Annotated in this window: 18 protein-coding genes; 4 read left to right on the plus strand and 14 right to left on the minus strand. The window is 60.5% G+C overall.

What is annotated here, in order from left to right; genetic code table 11:
• The first annotated feature begins 178 nt into the window (after positions 1–178).
• The 4 genes from JN403_RS20935 (at position 179) to JN403_RS20950 (ending at position 3,271) form a co-directional block, all read left to right on the plus strand.
• Positions 179–472 (plus strand): DUF6388 family protein, encoded by a 294-nt coding sequence (locus JN403_RS20935; RefSeq protein ID WP_122537871.1) that lies wholly within the window; start codon positions 179–181, stop codon positions 470–472.
• A 139-nt stretch (positions 473–611) separates the two neighbouring features.
• A complete protein-coding gene (locus JN403_RS20940) occupies positions 612–1,301 on the plus strand; it encodes a crotonase/enoyl-CoA hydratase family protein (protein WP_122537869.1) in 690 nt (229 codons plus the stop codon).
• Positions 1,302–1,451: 150 nt separating this feature from the next.
• Positions 1,452–2,207, plus strand: coding sequence for a 1-acylglycerol-3-phosphate O-acyltransferase (locus tag JN403_RS20945; RefSeq protein ID WP_205484104.1), 756 nt, complete (start codon positions 1,452–1,454; stop codon positions 2,205–2,207).
• 92 nt (positions 2,208–2,299) lie between these two features.
• On the plus strand, positions 2,300–3,271 hold the full coding sequence (locus tag JN403_RS20950) for a magnesium and cobalt transport protein CorA (RefSeq protein ID WP_205484105.1): 972 nt from the start codon (positions 2,300–2,302) through the stop codon (positions 3,269–3,271).
• Positions 3,272–3,505: 234 nt separating this feature from the next.
• Here JN403_RS20950 and JN403_RS20955 read toward each other — a convergent pair whose 3' ends face one another.
• From JN403_RS20955 to JN403_RS21020, 14 genes are all read right to left on the minus strand, one after another.
• Positions 3,506–4,228, minus strand: coding sequence for an amidotransferase (locus JN403_RS20955; protein ID WP_205484106.1), 723 nt, complete (start codon positions 4,226–4,228; stop codon positions 3,506–3,508).
• A gap of 150 nt (positions 4,229–4,378) precedes the next feature.
• Positions 4,379–6,520, minus strand: coding sequence for a 3-hydroxyacyl-CoA dehydrogenase NAD-binding domain-containing protein (locus tag JN403_RS20960; RefSeq protein ID WP_205484107.1), 2,142 nt, complete (start codon positions 6,518–6,520; stop codon positions 4,379–4,381).
• Positions 6,521–6,587: 67 nt separating this feature from the next.
• On the minus strand, positions 6,588–7,793 hold the full coding sequence (locus JN403_RS20965) for an acetyl-CoA C-acetyltransferase (protein ID WP_205484108.1): 1,206 nt from the start codon (positions 7,791–7,793) through the stop codon (positions 6,588–6,590).
• Between the two features lie 807 nt (positions 7,794–8,600).
• The gene (locus JN403_RS20970) at positions 8,601–9,422 is read right to left on the minus strand and encodes a transglutaminase family protein (protein WP_205484109.1); all 822 of its coding nucleotides are present in this window, start codon (positions 9,420–9,422) and stop codon (positions 8,601–8,603) included.
• On the minus strand, positions 9,419–10,378 hold the full coding sequence (locus JN403_RS20975; protein ID WP_065989404.1) for an alpha-E domain-containing protein: 960 nt from the start codon (positions 10,376–10,378) through the stop codon (positions 9,419–9,421). Before JN403_RS20975 ends, JN403_RS20970 begins: the two co-directional genes overlap by 4 nt.
• Positions 10,379–10,390: 12 nt before the next feature.
• Positions 10,391–11,800, minus strand: coding sequence for a circularly permuted type 2 ATP-grasp protein (locus JN403_RS20980; RefSeq protein ID WP_074891898.1), 1,410 nt, complete (start codon positions 11,798–11,800; stop codon positions 10,391–10,393).
• A 453-nt stretch (positions 11,801–12,253) separates the two neighbouring features.
• On the minus strand, positions 12,254–12,592 hold the full coding sequence (locus tag JN403_RS20985) for a ribonuclease E inhibitor RraB (protein WP_122535171.1): 339 nt from the start codon (positions 12,590–12,592) through the stop codon (positions 12,254–12,256).
• A 249-nt stretch (positions 12,593–12,841) separates the two neighbouring features.
• Positions 12,842–13,078 (minus strand): hypothetical protein, encoded by a 237-nt coding sequence (locus JN403_RS20990; protein WP_122535170.1) that lies wholly within the window; start codon positions 13,076–13,078, stop codon positions 12,842–12,844.
• Positions 13,079–13,246: 168 nt separating this feature from the next.
• Positions 13,247–15,319: an LTA synthase family protein gene (locus JN403_RS20995; protein WP_205484110.1), complete on the minus strand. Its 2,073-nt coding sequence runs from the start codon at positions 15,317–15,319 to the stop codon at positions 13,247–13,249.
• Positions 15,320–15,589: 270 nt separating this feature from the next.
• Positions 15,590–16,792 carry a type II toxin-antitoxin system HipA family toxin gene (locus JN403_RS21000; RefSeq protein WP_205487589.1) on the minus strand — a complete coding sequence of 401 codons (1,203 nt, stop codon included), beginning with the start codon at positions 16,790–16,792 and terminating at the stop codon, positions 15,590–15,592.
• Positions 16,793–16,797: 5 nt separating this feature from the next.
• Positions 16,798–17,049: a helix-turn-helix domain-containing protein gene (locus tag JN403_RS21005; RefSeq protein WP_122624154.1), complete on the minus strand. Its 252-nt coding sequence runs from the start codon at positions 17,047–17,049 to the stop codon at positions 16,798–16,800.
• 126 nt (positions 17,050–17,175) lie between these two features.
• Positions 17,176–18,036, minus strand: coding sequence for a polyamine aminopropyltransferase (gene speE, locus JN403_RS21010; RefSeq protein ID WP_205484111.1), 861 nt, complete (start codon positions 18,034–18,036; stop codon positions 17,176–17,178).
• Between the two features lie 210 nt (positions 18,037–18,246).
• Positions 18,247–18,438, minus strand: coding sequence for a PLDc N-terminal domain-containing protein (locus JN403_RS21015; RefSeq protein WP_037009073.1), 192 nt, complete (start codon positions 18,436–18,438; stop codon positions 18,247–18,249).
• Positions 18,439–18,547: 109 nt separating this feature from the next.
• Complete coding sequence (locus JN403_RS21020; RefSeq protein ID WP_205484112.1) at positions 18,548–19,072, minus strand: hypothetical protein; 525 nt, start codon at positions 19,070–19,072, stop codon at positions 18,548–18,550.
• Positions 19,073–19,099: the final 27 nt, after the last annotated feature.

Here is a 19,099-nt window from a genome sequence, read left to right on the forward strand (position 1 = left end):
TGACCCAGGGCTCGCTGCAAAGCGGGCCCTTTTCGTTGAGAACCTACCCGCGAGGCTACCCCGACCGACGGGTCGCGTGCCGCTGGCGCCAGTGATTCACATCACGCACAATCGCGACTCACCTCAGCATCCCACCCACAGCAACACGTCAGCTCGACCCACAGGAGATCACCCCCGCATGAACGCAAACGACTGGACCGAAGCTGCCTTGGCGAAGTACATCGTGACCAATCCGATGTTGCAGGCTGAAATCCAGGATTTGAGTCCGAAAGAGCAGCAACAGCAGACCCTCTGGGCCTTCGAAGACGAAGCCGAAAATCTGGGCATCCCGACCTGGGAGCTGGCGCTGACCTTCATTGCCGAAACCCCGGAGCAACTGAAGGAACTGCGCCTAGCTGCGCACAAGGAAGCGGCCGAGGCACTGGACATGGACTGGGAAGAGTACTGCGAATTGAACGAAGTCGAGGTTTAACCGCCCTGCTTGCGTTCACCTTCAGGGTCGCCAGCCTCGGCGACCCGATCCCCTGACTTGCCAGTCATCCTTTACGCTTTACCTTGCCCTGCCGGGTGGGTAACGTCTGCGCCACTTCAAAACAAAAAGGACTCGCTCCATGAGTGATTTGGTCGCCTATCAACTCGATGACGGCGTTGCGACGCTGACCCTGGCCAACGGCAAGGTCAATGCCATCAGCAACGAGGTGGTTGCCGCATTCAATGCCGCACTCGACCGCGCCGAGCAAGACCGCGCCGTGGTGATCATCACCGGTCAGCCCGGGATCCTTTCGGGCGGGTACGACCTGAAAATCATGACCTCGTCGCCGGAAGCCGCCATGGCCCTGGTCGCCGAAGGTTCCACGCTGGCGCGGCGCATGCTGTCGTTCCCCTTCCCCGTCGTGGTCGCGTGCGGCGGTCATGCCGTGGCGAAAGGGGCCTTCCTGTTGTTGTCGGCGGATTACCGCATCGGCGTCGAAGGCCCGTTCAGCATCGGTCTGAACGAGGTGCAGATCGGCATGACCATGCATCACGCCGGCATCGAACTGGCCCGTGACCGCCTGCGCAAAAGTGCCTTCGGTCGCTCGGTGATCTGCGGCGAGATGTTCGATCCCAAGGGAGCGCTGCAGGCCGGCTTCTTCGACAAGGTGGTCGCGCCGGAAGAACTCACCGAGGCCGCGCGCACCGTGGCGCTGCAGATGAAGAAGATCAACATGCGCGCCCACAAGCAGACCAAGCTGAAAGTGCGCAAGGAATTCCTCGAAACCCTCGACCGGGCCATTGAGCTGGATCGCCAGATCCCGCTCTGAGGAACCCTCGACAACGCGCTGCGTCCCCCGCAGCGCATTCCCCTGAAACATCCCGTTAAATTCCTGCTCCCCGCCCGGCCTGTGGCCGATTGCCGATTCCAGTGCACATCCGTACACTGCGCGGCCTTTCGCCTACCGGGTGGTTTTTGCATGCTGTTCGTATTGCGTATGTGGTTGATGGGCCTGCACTTTCTCGTCGCTGGCGCGCTGGGGCTTTTGTTGGGCTTGTGCCGCCCGTTCAACCCTGACAACAGCCGATTGTGTGCTCGCCTCTACGCCCTCCCCGCCATGAGAATTCTCGGGCTGCGCCTGAATGCGCAGCTCGACCCGCAGTTCGAGCAGGCAAGGCCTTGCGTGATCATCTGTAACCATCAATCCAACTACGACCTGTTTGTGCTCGGCAACATCGTGCCGCCGCGCACGGTCTGCATCGGCAAAAAGAGCCTCAAGTGGGTGCCGTTCTTTGGTCAGCTGTTCTGGCTGGCGGGCAACGTGCTGATTGATCGCGGCAACCCGCAGCGGGCGCGTCGGGCCATTCTCCAGACCACTGATACCCTGCAGCACAAGGACACCTCGATCTGGGTCTTTCCCGAAGGCACACGCAACAAGGGTGAGGGGTTGCTGGCGTTCAAGCGTGGAGCGTTTCAGATGGCGATTGAGGCCGGTGTGCCTATCGTGCCCGTGTGCGTGAGCAACTACGTGCGCAGCATGAATTTGAATCGATGGGACAGTGGTGAGGTGATCATCCGCACGCTGCCCGCGGTCCCGACGGCGGGCCTGACGAGCGAAGACATCCCGCAGCTCATCGCGCTCTGCCACGGCCAGATGCAGGCCGGCATCGCCAGCATGGACGCTCAACTCCGCGGGTCGACGGCCGCCATCCAAACGGACGCTGAACAGCACTGAAAAAACCTGCGAACTCGGTTAAATCCGCCGACTCTGATCAGGGAGCGCGCTAAGCTGCGCGTCAGTTCTCCCTAAAAGAAGAAGCAGACATTATGGGTCGAGTGGTTGCCGCTGCCGTTTACAGTGCCGGAAAGAAAGTCACCAACATTTCCCTCGACGAAGGCGCGACCTGGGCGGCGAAACCGGGGCATTTCGTCTGGATCGGCCTGGAGAACCCGGGCCTGGAAGAACTGACCACGCTGCAACGGCAGTTCAACCTGCACGAGCTGGCCATCGAAGACGCCCTGGAGGTCCACAGCCGGCCGAAGCTGGAAACCTTCGGCGACGCGTTGTTCATCGTGACCTACGCGCCGATCCGCGAGAACGGCAAGCTCATCTTCATCGAAACCCACATCTTCGCCGGCAAGGGCTACGTCATCACCTCGCGCAACGGTGATTCGAAATCCTACGGGGCGGTGCGCCAACGTTGCGAGGCGCGGCCGTTGCTGCTGGAGCATGGAGAAGACTTCGTGCTGTATGCGCTGTTGGACTTCGTCACCGAGAACTACCAGCCGGTCACCGAGGCCATTCACTGCGAGCTCGAAGAGCTCGAGCACAACGTGCTGCGCAAAGACCTCAACGAATCCGACATCCACCGCATCCACGCCCTGCGTCGCGATCTGCTGCGCCTGCGCCGCTACGTGGCACCCATGGTCGAGATCGGTGAGGAGCTGCAGAAGCTCAGCTTCCCCTTCATCGACAAGAACATGCGCCCGTACTTCCGTGACGTGGAGATCCACGTCAAACGGCAGATGGAAGACCTGTCCAACCTGCGCGACATCGCCAGCCAGACCATCGAAATCAGCCTGCTACTGGAGTCTTCCCGGCAGAGCCTGACCCAGCGCAAATTTGCCGCCTGGGCCGCGATTCTGGCATTCCCCACTGCCATCGCCGGCATTTACGGGATGAACTTCGAGAACATGCCGGAGCTGACCTGGCACTACGGGTACTACATGGTGTTGGGTGTCATTGTCGGCGGGTGCGGGGTGTTGTTCGCGAGCTTCAAACGGTCGGGGTGGCTTTGACGGGTTGGCGCGCCATGGTATTGAATCTTCGATGACTCACCGGGTGCTCCCTCGGGGCTCGGCGTGGGGACTGACGAACTCTCAATCTGTGGGAGCGAGCTTGCTCGCGAAGGCGGCGGTTCAGCCGCCGTAGATGTAGCGGATGTTCCAGCCTCTTCGCGAGCAAGCTCGCTCCCACAATTGATCGTTCAGCAGATGCACCTGCGTGGTTGCAAAATGAGCACAACCACGCTGTCAGCTCACCGGCCGCTTGTTCGCCACAAATCGCATCATCCATTCCGCCACCGCCGTCCCGTGGTGGTCTTCTTCCAGGCTGGCGATGCCTTTGCCGTAGACCTGTTCGCCCAGCGCGTCCTGGCGGATATCGAGCAGCGTGCGCGAATAGTCGTGGATGAATTCCGGGTGACCCTGAAAGCACAGCACCTGGTCGTTGATGTGATACGCCGCGAACGGGCAGAAGTCGCTGGTGGCAATAACCGTCGCGCCTTCGGGGAGTGCGGTGACCTGATCCTGATGGCTGATCAGCAGCGTGAGTTTGTCCAGCGCCGGCGTCATCCACGGCTGGGTCGGTGTGAGGTTGTAGTGATGGATCCCGACGCCCCACCCCTGTGGCGCGCGTTCGGTCTTGCCACCCAGCAGCAGCGCCAGCAACTGATGGCCGAAACAAACCCCCAGCAACTTGTCGCCGCGCTTGTAGCGGTCCAGAAGGTAGGTTTTCAGGGTTTCGATCCACGGATCGGTACCGAAGGAATCGGCCTTGGAGCCGGTGATCAGATACGCGTCGAACTGCTCGTCATCCGGCGGGTAGTCGCCCTGCATGACGTTGTAGACGACAAATTCCGCAGGTACCGGCTGGCGGGCGAAAAGCTTCTCGAACATCCGCCCGTACCCCTGGTATTGATCGACCAGCTCCGGGCGAAGAACGTCGGTTTCCAGAATGCAGATGCGTAGCGACATAAAAATTCCTGAAGCGACAAAAGCGAAAATGCGTGGGACCAAGCCTGCCTTGAAGGCCAGGGCAAGGCAAGGCCCAGTTGTGGCCGCACGCTGTCGTCAGCTGAACCCCGGCTGTCGCAGCACTTCATGCGCCACAACCGGGAGCCGGCGCTAGAACAGCGAGCCCTCCTCGGCTTTCTCCAGCAGCAACGCTGGCGGTTGAAAGCGTTCGCCATAGCGCTCGGCCAAGGCGCGAGCACGGGTAATGAACGGCTTGAGCCCGTACTGGTTGATGAACTGCAACGCCCCGCCGGTCCAGGCCGGAAAGCCGATACCCAGCATTGACCCGACGTTGGCGTCCGCGGTTGATCGCAACACACCCTCTTCCATGCAGCGCACGGTTTCGAGGGCCTGAATGAACAGCAAGCGGTCGCGAATATCCTGGCCGCTGATCTGTGCGTCGGGCTTCTCGAATCGAGTCTTCAACTCGGGCCACAAGTGCTTGGGCGCGGCGTCGGGGTAGTCGTAAAAACCGCCGCCGGAGGTTTTCCCTGCGCGATCGAATTCATGCAACAGCTGCTCGATCACCGCGTCAGCCGGATGCCCGGCGAGCTCGACGCCCTGCTCGGCCAGGTCCTTGCGCGTCTGCTGGCGAATCTGGCTCATCAGCCTCAGCGACACTTCGTCGGACACCGCCAGCGGCCCCACCGGCATCCCGGCCTTGCGTGCCTCGGTTTCGATCATCGGCGCACTGACGCCCTCGCCGAGCATGGCAATGCCTTCGTCAGCGAAAGTGGCGAACACCCGCGAGGTGAAGAACCCGCGGGAGTCATTGACCAGAATCGCGGTCTTGCCGATCTGCTGAACGAAGTCGAAGGCCCGCGCCAGGGTCATGTCGTTGGTGCGCGCGCCCTTGATGATTTCCACCAGGCGCATCTTCTCCACCGGGCTGAAAAAATGCAGGCCGATGAAGCGCTCCTGCCGGCTGATGGCGCTGGCCAGTCCGGTGATCGGCAGCGTCGAGGTGTTGGACGCAATCACCGCATTGGGCACCACCACTTGCTCGGCGGCAGCGCTGACCTGGGCTTTTAGCTCGCGATTTTCGAACACCGCCTCGATGATCAGATCGCAGCCTTCCAGATCGCTGTCGCGGCCGGTCGGCTTGATGCGGCCCAGCACGGCGTCGCGCTGAGTCTCGGTGATGCGGCCACTGGCAACCTGCTTGTTCAGCAACCGCACAGAGTAATCCTTGCCCTTCTGCGCGGCCGCCAGGTTGACGTCCTTGAGGATCACGCTGACACCCGCCACCGCCGTGACGTAGGCAATGCCGCCGCCCATCAGCCCTGCGCCGAGGATGCCGACCTTGCGCATGTTGAACACCGGCGGCGCCTTGGGCCGCGCCTCGGCGGCCTTGACCCGGTTGAGCTGAAACCAGCTGCCGATCATGTTTTTGGCGATGGGTCCGGTAGCCAGCTCGGTGAAGTAACGCGCTTCGATTTTTTCTGCCGTGTGGAAATCCACCTGGGCGCCTTCCACAGCTGCCGCCAGAATTTTCTCCGGCGCCGGATAGCATCCCCAGGTTTTGCTGCGCAGGATTGACGGCGCGATGGCCGGCATCTGTGCCACGTTCGGGTGCGCAGGCGTGCCGCCAGGCAACTGAAACCCTGGTTGATCCCACGCTTTGATCGGCACCGGATTGGCCAGAATCCACGCGCGCGCCTTGGCCATCAGGTCCTCAGCATCGCTGGCCAGCTGATCGATCACACCGGTCTTCAAGGCATGGTCGACGCCCATGGTCCGGCCTTGCATCAGTAACGGCAGCGCTTTTTCCAGCCCCAACATGCGCACCAGCCGCACCGTGCCGCCCCCGCCCGGAAGCAAACCGAGGGTGACTTCCGGCAAGCCCAATTTTATGTGGCCCCCACTCAGTGCAATGCGATGGTGACAGGCCAGGCAAAGCTCCAGGCCACCGCCCAGAGCCGAGCCCTCAATGGCCGCCACCACCGGCTTGCCGAAGGTTTCCAGCGCCCGAAGCTGCGCCTTCAGGTCCATGGTCATCTGGTAGAAGGCGGCGGCGCGGGCGGCGTCGACCTGGCTCAGCTCGTTGAGGTCGCCGCCGGCAACGAACGTCTTCTTCGCCGAACGAATGATCACACCGACGATGGCGTCTTTGTCTGAACGCAGGCGCTCGAGGGTGTCGGCCATGGCCTGGCGGTACGCCGCGTTCAGGGTATTGGCCTGCTGGCCGGGCATGTCCAGGGTCAGCGTGACAATCTGATCCTGGCCGGTTTCATAGCGGATGGCATCGGTCATGCGGTCGTTCTTCCTGAAACGGTTGTCGGATAAAGGCGGTCGGCGAAGTGGTTATCGTGCTTCACGCTCACACCCGCTCGATGATCGTCGCGATGCCCATGCCGCCGCCGACGCACAGGGTCGCCAGGCCGTAGCGCAATTGCCGGGCTTCCAGCTCATCGAGCAGTGTTCCGAGAATGATGCAGCCCGTGGCACCCAGTGGATGGCCGAGGGCGATCGAGCCGCCGTTGACGTTGACCTTGTCGGGGTCGATGTCCAAGTCCTTGATGAACTTGAGCACCACCGAGGCAAAGGCCTCGTTGACCTCGAACAGATCGATGTCATCGATGGTCAGCCCCGCCCGCGCGAGCGCTTTGCGCGTGGCGGGCGCGGGACCTGTGAGCATGATGGTCGGATCGGTGCTGGTCACCGCCGTCATCACAATGCGGGCCCGGGGCCGCAGCCCCAGCGCCTGACCTTTTTGCGCAGTGCCGAGCAGCATCAAGGCGGCGCCATCGACGATGCCGGAGCTGTTGCCCGGCGTGTGCATGTGCTCAATGCGCTCAACGTGGCTGTAGACGCGCAGCGCCGTGGCGTCATAGCCCATTTTGCCGATCGCCTCAAAACTGGGGCGCAGTTTGCCCAACGCCTCCCGTGTCGTGTCGGGGCGGATGAACTCGTCATGGTCGAGCAAGAGCAGGCCATTCTGGTCCCTGACCGGCACCAGCGAACGGCGAAACGCGCCGCGCTCCCGGGCCAGTGCCGCTTTGTGCTGGGATTGCACGGCGAACAGGTCCACATCATCGCGGCTGAAGCCTTCAAGGGTTGCGATCAGGTCGGCGCCGATCCCCTGGGGCGTGTAGTGAGTGTGCAGACTGGTTTGCGGGTCCAACATCCAGGCGCCGCCGTCACTGCCCATCGGCACGCGCGACATCGATTCCACGCCGCCGACCACCACCAGATCCTCGAACCCGGAGCGGATCTTCATCGCCCCCAGATTCACTGCCTCAAGCCCGGATGCGCAAAACCGGTTGACCTGAACCCCGGCCACGCTGGCGGCCCAATCGGCGACCAGCGCTGCGGTTTTGGCAATATCGGCGCCTTGATCGCCGATAGGCGTCACGCAGCCCAGGACAATGTCATCGACGTGGTGGGTGTCGAGGTGATTGCGCACTTGCAGTTCTTTCAGCAGCCCCGCCACCAGATCCACCGGTTTGACGCTGTACAAGGCGCCATCCGGCTTGCCCCTGCCCCGCGGCGTGCGCAAGGCATCGTAAATAAACGCTTCGGTCATCCTGTCCTCGTTAACCCGATGAACTGTCTTTTTATAGGCGCGATCGACAGTCGAACTGTCATGGGAGCACTGTCTATCACAAGCGATATCACACAGCGCGATCTTTCGCCTGATCGGTTGACAGGGTAGCTGGTTGTGGGAAGTTTCGGACTCTGACGAACGGTAGCGCGCTATTGAACTTGGGCGGTTTGGTACGCAGGTGTCTAGCAGGCGAATATCTGAGTGATAGCTATTCGCCAAATGTGCTTAAGCAATAAAAATCAGGCTGCTTAATCCTCAACGATCTAAGCCACACAGCACGCGGGCTCTAAGGTTTAGTCAGTAGCAGTGGCGCTATAACAAAAACGATTCACCCAGCGCCCGCCGCTTGCGATCTGCTGATCGGGGCACCTGCTCTTTTGCCTCACCTTTGCCAACCCTTGCTTTGGTTATACCCAAGGCCCATGGGTTTCTGTCGCTCAGGAATAACAAGAAAGGCATCCACTATGTTCAAGTTCAAACGCTCGAAAATACGCCAGGCTGGATTAATTGTTTTCGCCACTACTCTGCTGCTCATCCTGCCCAACATGACCCGCCTGTTTGGCTGAGCATCCTGCCGCTTGCAAGCGCAGCCCCGCCCCCGGCTTGCCTGTGTCCTGCAGGTCACCGGCGGCCGTGTGGGCATCGCGTATTGAACTCGCGAAGTTTTGGGATCTTGGGGGTGGCATTCAAGCGCACCGAGTGGCGCGCCGTTCGGCTGATGGCCGCCGAGCGTTCTTCTGAACGCTCGACCGCTACGGGTTGATCAGCCCTGGCGTTGCACCTGAATCATCGGCGCTGGCTTTTTGCAGCCGCAGGAATAGCGATCGGCGCCGAGGGCGACACCACCACCTTGGCGTGCATCTGCTCGCAACCACCACCACGGCGCATGCCGCGCACCGGGCAGGCGTCCAGATAATCCAGGCCGACGGCGAGCTTCAGATGCCGCTCCGGGATCGCCAATTGATTGGTCACGTCGAAGCTGTACCAGGCATCGTCAATCCACGCTTCCGCCCACGCATGGCTGGACAGATGCTCGCTGCTGTCGCTGCAGAGATAACCCGACACATAGCGCGCCGGCACCCCCAGACTGCGGGCGCAAGCCAGAAACGCATGGGTGTGGTCCTGACACACGCCGACGCGATTGGCGAACGCTTGTGCGGCGCTGGTATCGACGGCGGTAGAGCCCGGCGTGTAGGTGATGTGCTCGTTGAGCGCGTGCATCATATCGATCAGCGCGGTGCGGTCGGTGCGCTTGTGGGTCTGCGCGATGGCAAAGGCGCGAATCGCTTCGTCAGCCTCGGTCAGGCGGGTAAAGCGCAGGAAGGGCAATGCAGACTGGCTTTCATGTTCCGCCTCGCGCTTCTCGTCGATCTCGACCTGCCCACGCGCGCCAATGACGATGGCTTCATGGGGTTCGTCCAGGGTCAGGACGTGGAGAATGTTGCCGAAGGGATCGATCTGAGCACGCACCGGGCGCGGCAATGCCAATTGCCAGCTCAGCACCTGCTGGCGCTCGCTGTCATGGGGAGTCAGACGCAAATACTGGATGCTGGCGCGGACCTGATCGTCGTAGTGATAGGTGGTCTCGTGGCTAATTGAGAGTCTCATGCAGCCTCCAGGTAAGAAGTGTGAATGACGCTACCCAGTTGGGCCAGAAGTGGGATGAATTCGTTCAACCACTCATGCAGGCCTTCATCGAGGATCTCGTCGATGCCGGTGTAGCGCAGGCGAGCGTCCAGCTCGGCGGCCAGACGCTGGGCGGGGCGGCCATTTGCCCCGGGCAGACTGGCGAGAATGATGTCCAGCTCCTCCAGACACGCACGCAATGAGCGCGGAATGTCCGCACGCAACAGCAGCAATTCAGCGACCTGACGGGCACCCGGTGCATCGCGATAAACCTCCGTGTACGCCTCGAACGAGGACAACGCGCGCAACAGCGCACTCCATTGGTAATAGCCGGCGGCGGAACTGTCTGCCGCCGCGTTGGCGGACGGGCCGCGCAATTCGAGCATTTCATAGCGCGCATCGAGCATGCGCAGGGTGTTATCGGCGCGCTCGATGAATGTGCCCAGACGAATGAAACGGAAGGCGTCGTTGCGCATGATGGTGCCGTAGGTGGCGCCGCGGAACAGGTGCGAACGCTCCTTGACCCATTCACAGAAACGGCTCATCCCGTAGCGACTCAACCCCTGTTCGGCGATGCCGCGAATTTCCAGGTAGGTGGCGTTGATGTTTTCCCACATGTCCGCAGTAATACGCCCACGCACCGCATGGGCACTGGCCCGCGCCGCACCCAGACAGCTGAAGATGCTGGCCGGGTTTTCGGCGTCCAGCGCGAAAAAGTGCAGCAAGCGCTCGGCGTGCAGGTCGCCGTGGCGCTCCAGGTAATCGTCCAGGGTTCCGGTGATCAGCAGTGGCATGGCGATTTCATTGAGGCCATCCCCGCGCCCGTCCTGTGGCATCAGCGACAGCGAGTAACTGACGTCGAGCATCCGCGCGAGGTTTTCGGCGCGCTCCAGGTACCGCGACATCCAATATAAATCCGAGGCAGTTCTACTTAGCATTGGCAGGCATCCTTAATCCTCGACCACCCAGGTGTCCTTGGTTCCGCCACCCTGCGACGAATTCACCACCAGCGAGCCTTCGCGCAGAGCAACGCGCGTGAGACCGCCGGGCACTACACGGGTTTCGCGGCCAGCCAGGACGAACGGGCGAAGGTCGATGTGGCGTGGGGCGATGCCGTTCTCGACGAAGGTCGGACAGGTCGACAGGCACAAGGTCGGCTGGGCGATGTACGCGTGGGGCTTGGCCTTGAGCCGCGCCCGGAACGACTCGATTTCGGCGGCAGTGGCGGCGGGACCGACGAGCATGCCGTAGCCGCCGGAGCCCTGGGTTTCCTTGACCACCAGATCGCCCAGGTTGGCGAGCACGTGGGACAGCTCTTCGGGCTTGCGGCACTGCCAGGTCGGCACGTTCTTGAGGATCGGCTCTTCGTCGAGGTAGAAACGGATCATGTCGGTCACGAAGGGGTAGACCGACTTGTCGTCCGCCACGCCGGTGCCGATGGCATTGGCGAGCACAACATTTCCGGAGCGGTAGGCGGCCAGCAGGCCCGGCACCCCGAGCATCGAATCCGGATTGAACGCCAGCGGATCAAGGAATGCGTCGTCAAGCCTGCGGTAAATCACATCGACCGCTTTCGGCCCGTCCGTGGTGCGCATGAAGACGCGGTCATCGCGCACGAACAGATCGGCGCCTTCGACCAGTTCGACGCCCATTTCACGGGCGAGAAACGCATGCTCGAAAAACGCGCTGTTAAAGCGCCCGGGAGTCAGCACGACGACGCTGGGGTTATCCAGCGGACTCGAGCTTTTCAGGGTGTCCAGCAGCAGATTCGGGTAGTGATCGATGGGCGCGATGCGTTGCGCGGCGAACAGCTCGGGGAACAGCCGCATCATCATCTTGCGGTCTTCGAGCATGTAGCTCACGCCGCTGGGGGTGCGCAGGTTGTCTTCGAGCACGTAATACGTGCCATCGCCGTCACGCACCAGATCGACGCCGGAGATATGCGAATACAGGTCGCGATGAAGATTCAGGCCCTGCATCGCCAACTGATATTGCTCATTGGCGAGGACCTGTTCGGCGGGAATGATCCCGGCCTTGATGATGCGCTGATCATGATAGAGGTCAGCGAGAAACATGTTCAGCGCCTTGACGCGCTGAATGCAACCGCGCTCAACCACCCGCCATTCGCTGGCCGGGATGCTGCGCGGAATCGTATCGAAGGGGATGAGCCGCTCGGTGCCCTGCTCGTCGCCGTACAGCGTGAACGTGATCCCGGCGCGATGAAACAACAAATCGGCCTCACGCCGGCGCTGAGCGAGCAACTCAGGCGGCGCTTCGCCCAGCCAACGGGCGAATTCCCGATAATGCGGACGGACTATGCCGCCCGCATCGTACATCTCGTCATAAAAGGTGCGGATCATGCCGTACTCCTTGTCACCATGGACACCAGAGCCTTCGCAAGGCCCGTGCCATCGGCATAAACGCTTGAAAATCAACGGGTTGATTTAAACAGCCGGAGCGCCCGCACCATTCCTGTGCGCGATGCGCCCTGACCTGTTACCTGACGCTCCATGGCGAAGCGTCCCGCGCTTGAAAAAACTATCGCGCGCATAGCCAGAGTTCATTTCCGCGCGGTACGTGAGCTCATCATAATCGCCCCATACCGCAGACCAACCCGCCGGATCACACAGGGCGATTGGCTACAAAACCTTATTCGCAGCATCGCTGCTAACGACCGATATTCCCTTTCCGCCGCTTCCAAGAGAGCGGCTTTTTTTGCCTGTGATTCAGCTCGGTGCATCTCCCGCCCCACTTTTGCCGTGGAGCCGGGAGACAGCGTTTGAAGATCGGCGCAATGGCTCAGCGCCTCAAGGTCAATGAAGGCGCTGGAGTACCTGTTTGACGCCCCAGCCTTCGACCTCCCCGTCCAGACCGACAATCGCGGTCTGGAAATCCTGCTCGAAATCGCCTATCCCGTCGTAGGTGGCGTACATCACTTTGCTCAGTTCCAGGTGCCAGGCACCGTCTTCCAGTGCATTGAGCTGGACATTGACTGACTCGCCACGAAATTTTTCCGCAGCCTGACGCGCCCGGTCCTCATCCGGAAAGGTGGCATAGAACTCAATGGGGTGAATGCGTGCGAAGTCGAAACCGCCTTCTTTCATGCAGCGCAGAACATGGCTGCTGACGTCTTCTTGATAGGCTGTGCTCATGAAACGTCCTCCTATGCAACGATAGATAGAGTTTCAACTATCCCGAAACACCCCTCGATGGCGAGGCGTGTAGCGGCAGGTCATCTGCCGCCCGGGACTCAAGCATGTCGCTGACAAGGCCGGTGCGCTTTACAAAACGGGCATACGTACGCGAGTGGACTCGGGTAGATGCATCACCGACCTCGCTGGCAGAGTACGCCCATTGATAGCGCGTTGCCAATTGGCAGGATGCCGTGAAATGCAGGCTTCTTACGAAGCCTCGACGATGGAGATGATCTGTACCGCGTTCTGCTCTTTGAGTGTCTTCACGGTGGGCTCGGCAGTGCGACCGTCAAGGTCGTTCAGATCAAGATCACTGGCGACCGGGAACAGGATCGGACGGAGTTGCTGCGCAGCCTCTTCTTCACTGGGACGGTGATCGGATTCAAGATCGAGGGTTTGCTGCACACCGTCTTTGTCCAGAAACGAAATAGTCCACACTTTCATCAATCTCTCCTCAGTAAGGGCCTGACTACGGCCTGTTGATCTTGACCCTTGCGGCGCAACGACGTTCAACCCGAATCGTCAGCGCACAGCTGACGTTCGCAGCCTGAAGCCATGAATCCGCAGGCAAAAAAACGCCCCGGTCTCGGGGCGTTTTTCATCAGGCTGCGGTCATTGTGGCTTGGCGTCTTTGACCCCTGCCGTGTTGTCCAGCAGGCTTCTGGTCGCGGTCTGAAGGAAGCTGTCGAGCTTCTTGCGCAACTCGGCGACGTCCGGCGCGCTCGGCATCAGCTCGGCATGGGGCTTGGTGCCCAACGCGTAGCTGTACACCTTCGGCTCCATTTCCTTGGGTTCGATCAGGATCCGGTTACCGGTGACCAGCGCCACGGTCTGCTCGCTGCCCGATGGCTTGATCACACCGAAGCCCTCGTCTCCCGCCGGCAGATTGAGCAGGTCGCGGCCCCAGCACTGGTGCACGGTGTCGCCACCCAGGCGGCCCATGATGGTCGGCACGATATCGATCTGCGTGCCGACAATGCTGCTGCGCTTGCCGAACTTGTCTTGCAGGCCCGGGGCGATCATCAGCATAGGGACGTTGAAGCGGCCCAGGTCCATTTCGGTGATCTGCTCGTTGTTGCCGAAGCCGTGGTCACCGACGACCACAAACAGCGTGTCTTTGTAGTACGGCTCTTTCTTGGCCTTCTCGAAGAACTGACCCAGCGCCCAATCCGAATAACGCATGGCAGTGAGGTGTTCATCCAGGGTGCCATGCCCGGTCACGCGCTCGACCGGCAGATTGGCCGGCAGTGCGTACGGCGTGTGGTTGGACAGGGTTTGCAGCAAGGCATAGAACGGCTTGCCTTTGGCTTCGCGGGCTTTCAGTTCTTCGGCGCCACGGTCGAACATGTCCTGGTCGGACACGCCCCAGGTCGGGTCCGAGAACACCGGATTCACAAAGTCATTGCGACCAATGAAGTTGGTCATGCCCTGGTTGCTGAAGAAGCCGGACTGGTTGTCCCAGGCGAAGTCGCCGTTGTAGACGTAAACGTCGTCGTACTTGCGGGCGCTGAGCAGCTGCGGCAGACCGGACAGCTTGTGACTGCCTTCCGGCGTCTGCATCAGGTACTCGAAGCCCGGCAGGTTCGGGAAGCACGCCATGGTCGCGAACATGCCCTGATGGGTGTGCGTGCCATTGGAGAAGAAACGATCGAACAGCAGACCTTCCTGGGACAGTTTGTCGAAGTAAGGTGTGATGTTTGATTCATCACCCAGCGCCCCCACGGAATGGCCGGCGAAACTTTCCATCAGGATCACGACGACGTTCTTGATCGGCAGCGTGTTGGCCGCCGGCGGCGTGAAATCGCGACGCACCGCAGCTTTTTCTGGATCGATCAGCTTGTCGTTGGCGGTCAGCAGCATGTCGCGGACGATCTGCTGGGCTTCGGCCTGAGGCAAGGTCGCTTTCCAGATGTTGTCACGGTCCTCGGACATCCGGCTCTTGGCCGCCGCGATCAGCGTCAACGTGCCGTTCAGGCCCAGGGTGTTGGCGAAGTTGGATTCAGTGGTGTAAGCATCGCCCCAACGCAGCGGCGGGCCCTGACGCAGGGTGCCGCGAGCGGCGATGACGGCCACCACCAGACACAGCAGAAAAACCACGGCGCGCTTGTACAGCGGCGCGACCATGCGGTTGTCGGCGCTGGCAACGTTGAAGCCGCCACGGGGCCGGGTCAGGCGATCAACCCCTTTGAAGACCAGGCTCAGCAGCCAGGTCAGCAGTGCCCAGGCCAGCAGATAGCGAACCACCGGATAGCCGTACCAGATCATGCTCAGAACGGTTTTCGGGTCTTCTTTGACATACTGGAAAACTAGGCCATTCAGCCGCTGGTGGAATTCACGGTAGAAATCCATCTCCATCAGGCCGAAGAACGCGGTCAGGCTTGCAACCAGCGTCAGCCAGAAGCGAAACACCCCACGGGCCGCCATCATGCGCGCGCTGAACAGCGACAGCAGAAGGGGAATCAGGATGTACACGACCAGACGCAGATCGAATCGCAGGCCATTGCCGAACGCCTCGACGAACGTCGACGCCGGCGTCGCGCCGATGCCTTCGCGGTTATAGACCAGCAGCGCAACGCGCAAAAGGGTGTACAGGACCATCAGCACCAGGCCGCTCAGGAGCGTATAGGCCAGGTGCGATTTGACGGTAGGTTGCGGCGCGCGCGCCGGGGCGTCCGTTTTGGCCATGTGTTGTGGGATCCGTTGGATTCAGGTTTAAGTTCAGAAGCTGTGCGCCCGACCGCATTGAAAATGCCGGTCCGGGCTGCGAGGGCCAAATCTTACGTGAACCCTCGCGGTTTACCACCGATGCCGCGCATTCTTCATGACGGATCGGTACAAACATTTACCTCAATCAGGTGCCAGGCTTGAGACGGCGCGAATCTTCCCGAAGAAACGGTGAAAATTCCGTTCATTAATGCCGCCTCTCATATTTTCTTACAAAGCCTTGAATAGCGCCTAAACCTTGAATGTCTGGGCATACCGCTCGACCGCGTGTTCGATGGCTTCGAAAACATGAGGTGCATGGGCGCTGAGCGAGGCGTTTTCCTGCAGCGACGCCTGCACTGCCGCGATCAGCCGCGCGATGCGCAGGTTTGGTTTGCGGATGTCACAGGTCGACGCCAGGGTCAGGATGCCGAGCCTTGAACCGAACAGGCTTTTCGAGCCATCCAGGCGCAGGGCAAGCGCGTCATCCTTTATATACGCGGTGGTATTGACAATGTCGTAGGCCGGGGCCAGTCGTGCGTCCGCCCCCAAAGGATCGCGGTATAGCACCCCGAAATTTTTCAGGTGCGCATCACCGTTGCCGACCATGCAACTGAGCGTGACGATGTCGAAGAACTGGTCCAGCGAATCACGCACCTGCTCGGGTGCGCAAAACAGGCGAATGGCCTTGGCGATGTTTTCGTAGCTCGAGTCGTATTTCTGCTCCGTGCCCAGGCCCATCAGCACAGCCATGTCCTCGAAGCCGATGGCGCGTTGCTCAGCGTCCCGGTCAAAACGGCGCATGACGAACAGCTGGCGGTTATCCGACAGATAGAATTCCGGTACCGGCATGCCGGCTCTGCGTGCAGCGTCCATGCACACGTACTCGTTGACGGCCAGCCCCGGGAAGTCCGCCCTCCCCGACTTGACGATCAATTCGGGCATCAACAGCGTGGCTTTCGGGTCCGTGACAAAATCCGAGTCGGGCACGATGACCTTGGGCTGAACGCCTGAAATCCCCGTGCGCAAAATGTACTGATCGACCAGTTCGGCAAACAGATCCTGCGTGCCGTCCCAACTGAGTATCTGGCCCAGGCTTTTGCCTGCGACCGGGCCCACACCACCCAGCAACTCGTCGATCATGGGCGAAGCCACGGCCACCCGGCCGACCGGCGAACCGCTGCCGGTCAATGCCATCAGCAGCATGGGATTGAGGGGTGTGGTTTTGGCGAGGCGATTGCGCAACTGTTCCAGCACGAAGCCTTCGGGCAGGTTCATCTGGAAAACCGGGTGCAGGCTGCGCGAGACGTAGGCCGCATCACGCACGCCCATGGTCAGGCTGATCTGCGCCGCCGGACTCGCGTCCAGGCCGTAGCGAAACAGGTAGTCGCCTGACTCCGCTGCCGACAGCTCACCGCTCTCACCCTCCGGGGTAAAAATGCGTACGCGATCCAGCGGTTTCACTGGAACACCTCGCGCAGCTCTTCAAAGGTCGGGCGTCGGGCGGAGACGACTTTTATCTCGGCATTCAACGCGGCCAGGACCTTGGCGTAGAAATTCACCGCCACGGTCGGGCTGCCTTTTTCAACTTCGGCGAGCTTTTGCCGGGTCATGCCCGACTGGTAGGCCAGCTGAACCTGAGTAAGGCCGCGGGATTTGCGCATCTCCTCGATCTGACGGCCCAGACGTTCGAGCAATAACGTCGCGTCCATTTGTCACGCCTGCATAACATTCAATAATGAATGGAAGGTATACGTGACATGAATGACGAGCAAGGAAAAGTTACGCAAACCTGACATTGAGGTGGTAATGTCAGGTTTACGTAACACCAGCAGCCGTCAGGCATTGCTAGGTTTGCTGATCGCCTGAAGCACATACTGCGGCAATGCGAAGGCGCCGATGTGGACCTCAGGGTTGTAGTAACGGGTGACGATGCCGCTGCCGGCGAATCGCCGATGCAAGGTATCCAGTGAAATCTTGCGATGCTGGGAATCCGTCGAGCCCCAGGCGAACGTCATTGCGCCGCCAATATAGGTGGGCACCGCTGCCTGATAGAAATGCCAGTCGGCAAACAGGCCATTCATACGCCCTGCCGTGGTCTGCACTTCGCTCAGCTGCATGAACGGCGTGCCATTCTGGGTGACCAGAATGCCGCCTTCGTTGAGGCAGCGATGGCAGGCCTGATAGAAGTTCTCCGAGAACAGCACTTCGCCCGGCCCGATCGGGTCAGTCGAATCGGAAATGATGACGTCGAATTTTTCCTCGGTGTTGGCGACGAAGCGCATGCCGTCGTCGATCACCAGGTTCAGACGCGAATCATCGAAAGCGCCTTTGGAGTGATTCGGCAGGTATTCCTTGCACATCTCGACCACGGTGCCGTCGATCTCGACCATGGTGATGTGCTCGACCGTCGCGTGCTTGGCAACTTCGCGCAGCATGCCGCCATCGCCACCGCCGATGATCAGGACGCGTTTGGCGCGGCCGTGGGCCAGGATCGGTACGTGGGTGAGCATCTCGTGATAGATGAACTCGTCGGCTTCAGTGGTCTGAATCACGCCGTCCAGCGCCATGACGCGACCCATGCGCGGGTTCTGGAAGATCACCAGATGCTGATGCTCGGTGCGCACTTCATGCAGCATTTTTTCCATGCGAAAGCGCTGACCGTAGCCTTCGTACAACGTTTCTTGATAATCGCTCATGGAGGGAGTCCCCGATAACTACTGATGACAGGACGGCAGGCCGCCCACAAGAAGGCGCGCATTCTACGTCGCGGAGCATGACAGGTCGAATGTCGTGGTGGCGCGAGGGTGATCCGCCCAGACAAAAACGCCCGACTGGCCAGGCCAGTCGGGCGTCATGTGTTCTGAAGCCTTGCTGCGCTTCTACTGCGGTACTAGATAGCCACGCTACTAGATACGCACGTTGCCACGCGGACCGGCGATTGCCCAGATAATCAGGCCCAGCACTGGCAGGATGACAATCAGCAAAATCCAGAGAATTTTCTTCCCGGTTTCCGCGCCGCTTTTCAGCACGTTGATGATGGCCCAGATATCCAGCGCCAGAATAATCAGGCCAATCAGACCGTTGAAGGTAGAACCCATGGTGTTGCTCCTTATTGAAGGCTTGCCCACTTGAGAGTGGTGGCCTGCAATGAGGGTTCCGTGGGTTGGCAGGGATATTTCGCGGCGCAGCAAAGGCCGCAGGCGAAGATCAAATCTGCGCCTTGAGCGCCTCCAGCGCAGGCTCTATCAAAATACCGAGCTCGACGCCAAGGGCCATGACCCGCTCAACGTCGGTGCCGTAGACCAGCACTGTTTGCAACACATGGTCCAGAGGTTCGCTGATGTCCATCAGCACATAACCGCCCATGTCCTTGTTCATGCTCGAAAGCTGCACCTGAATGCGGTTCAACGCCACCAGCGGCTCGGCCTTGACCAGTTGCTTGGGCTTGATATTGAACGAAACGTTCGGGCCGAACGAAGCCATGATCTCGGTGAGCAGGTCAGGATAGGTATCGGCCTGAAGCAAGACGGTGTCGGGGAGGCTGCCGATGACAACCCACTCCCCCAGCGGAATCGGGAACGTGTCGTCGAAATTGATATCGGGATTGGCGGTCAGGAATGCGTCGGGGTCGGCGTAAGCCTGGGCGGCCTCGTCGGCGATTTTTCCGATTTCTTCATCGCTCATGCAGCCGGAGCTGATCTTGCTGATGAATTCGATGAGTGAAGCGTTCATGGCAGATCGTCCGAGGGCAGGAAAACA

The organism is Pseudomonas sp. 15A4 (assembly GCF_016925575.1).
Taxonomy (GTDB): Bacteria; Pseudomonadota; Gammaproteobacteria; order Pseudomonadales; family Pseudomonadaceae; genus Aquipseudomonas.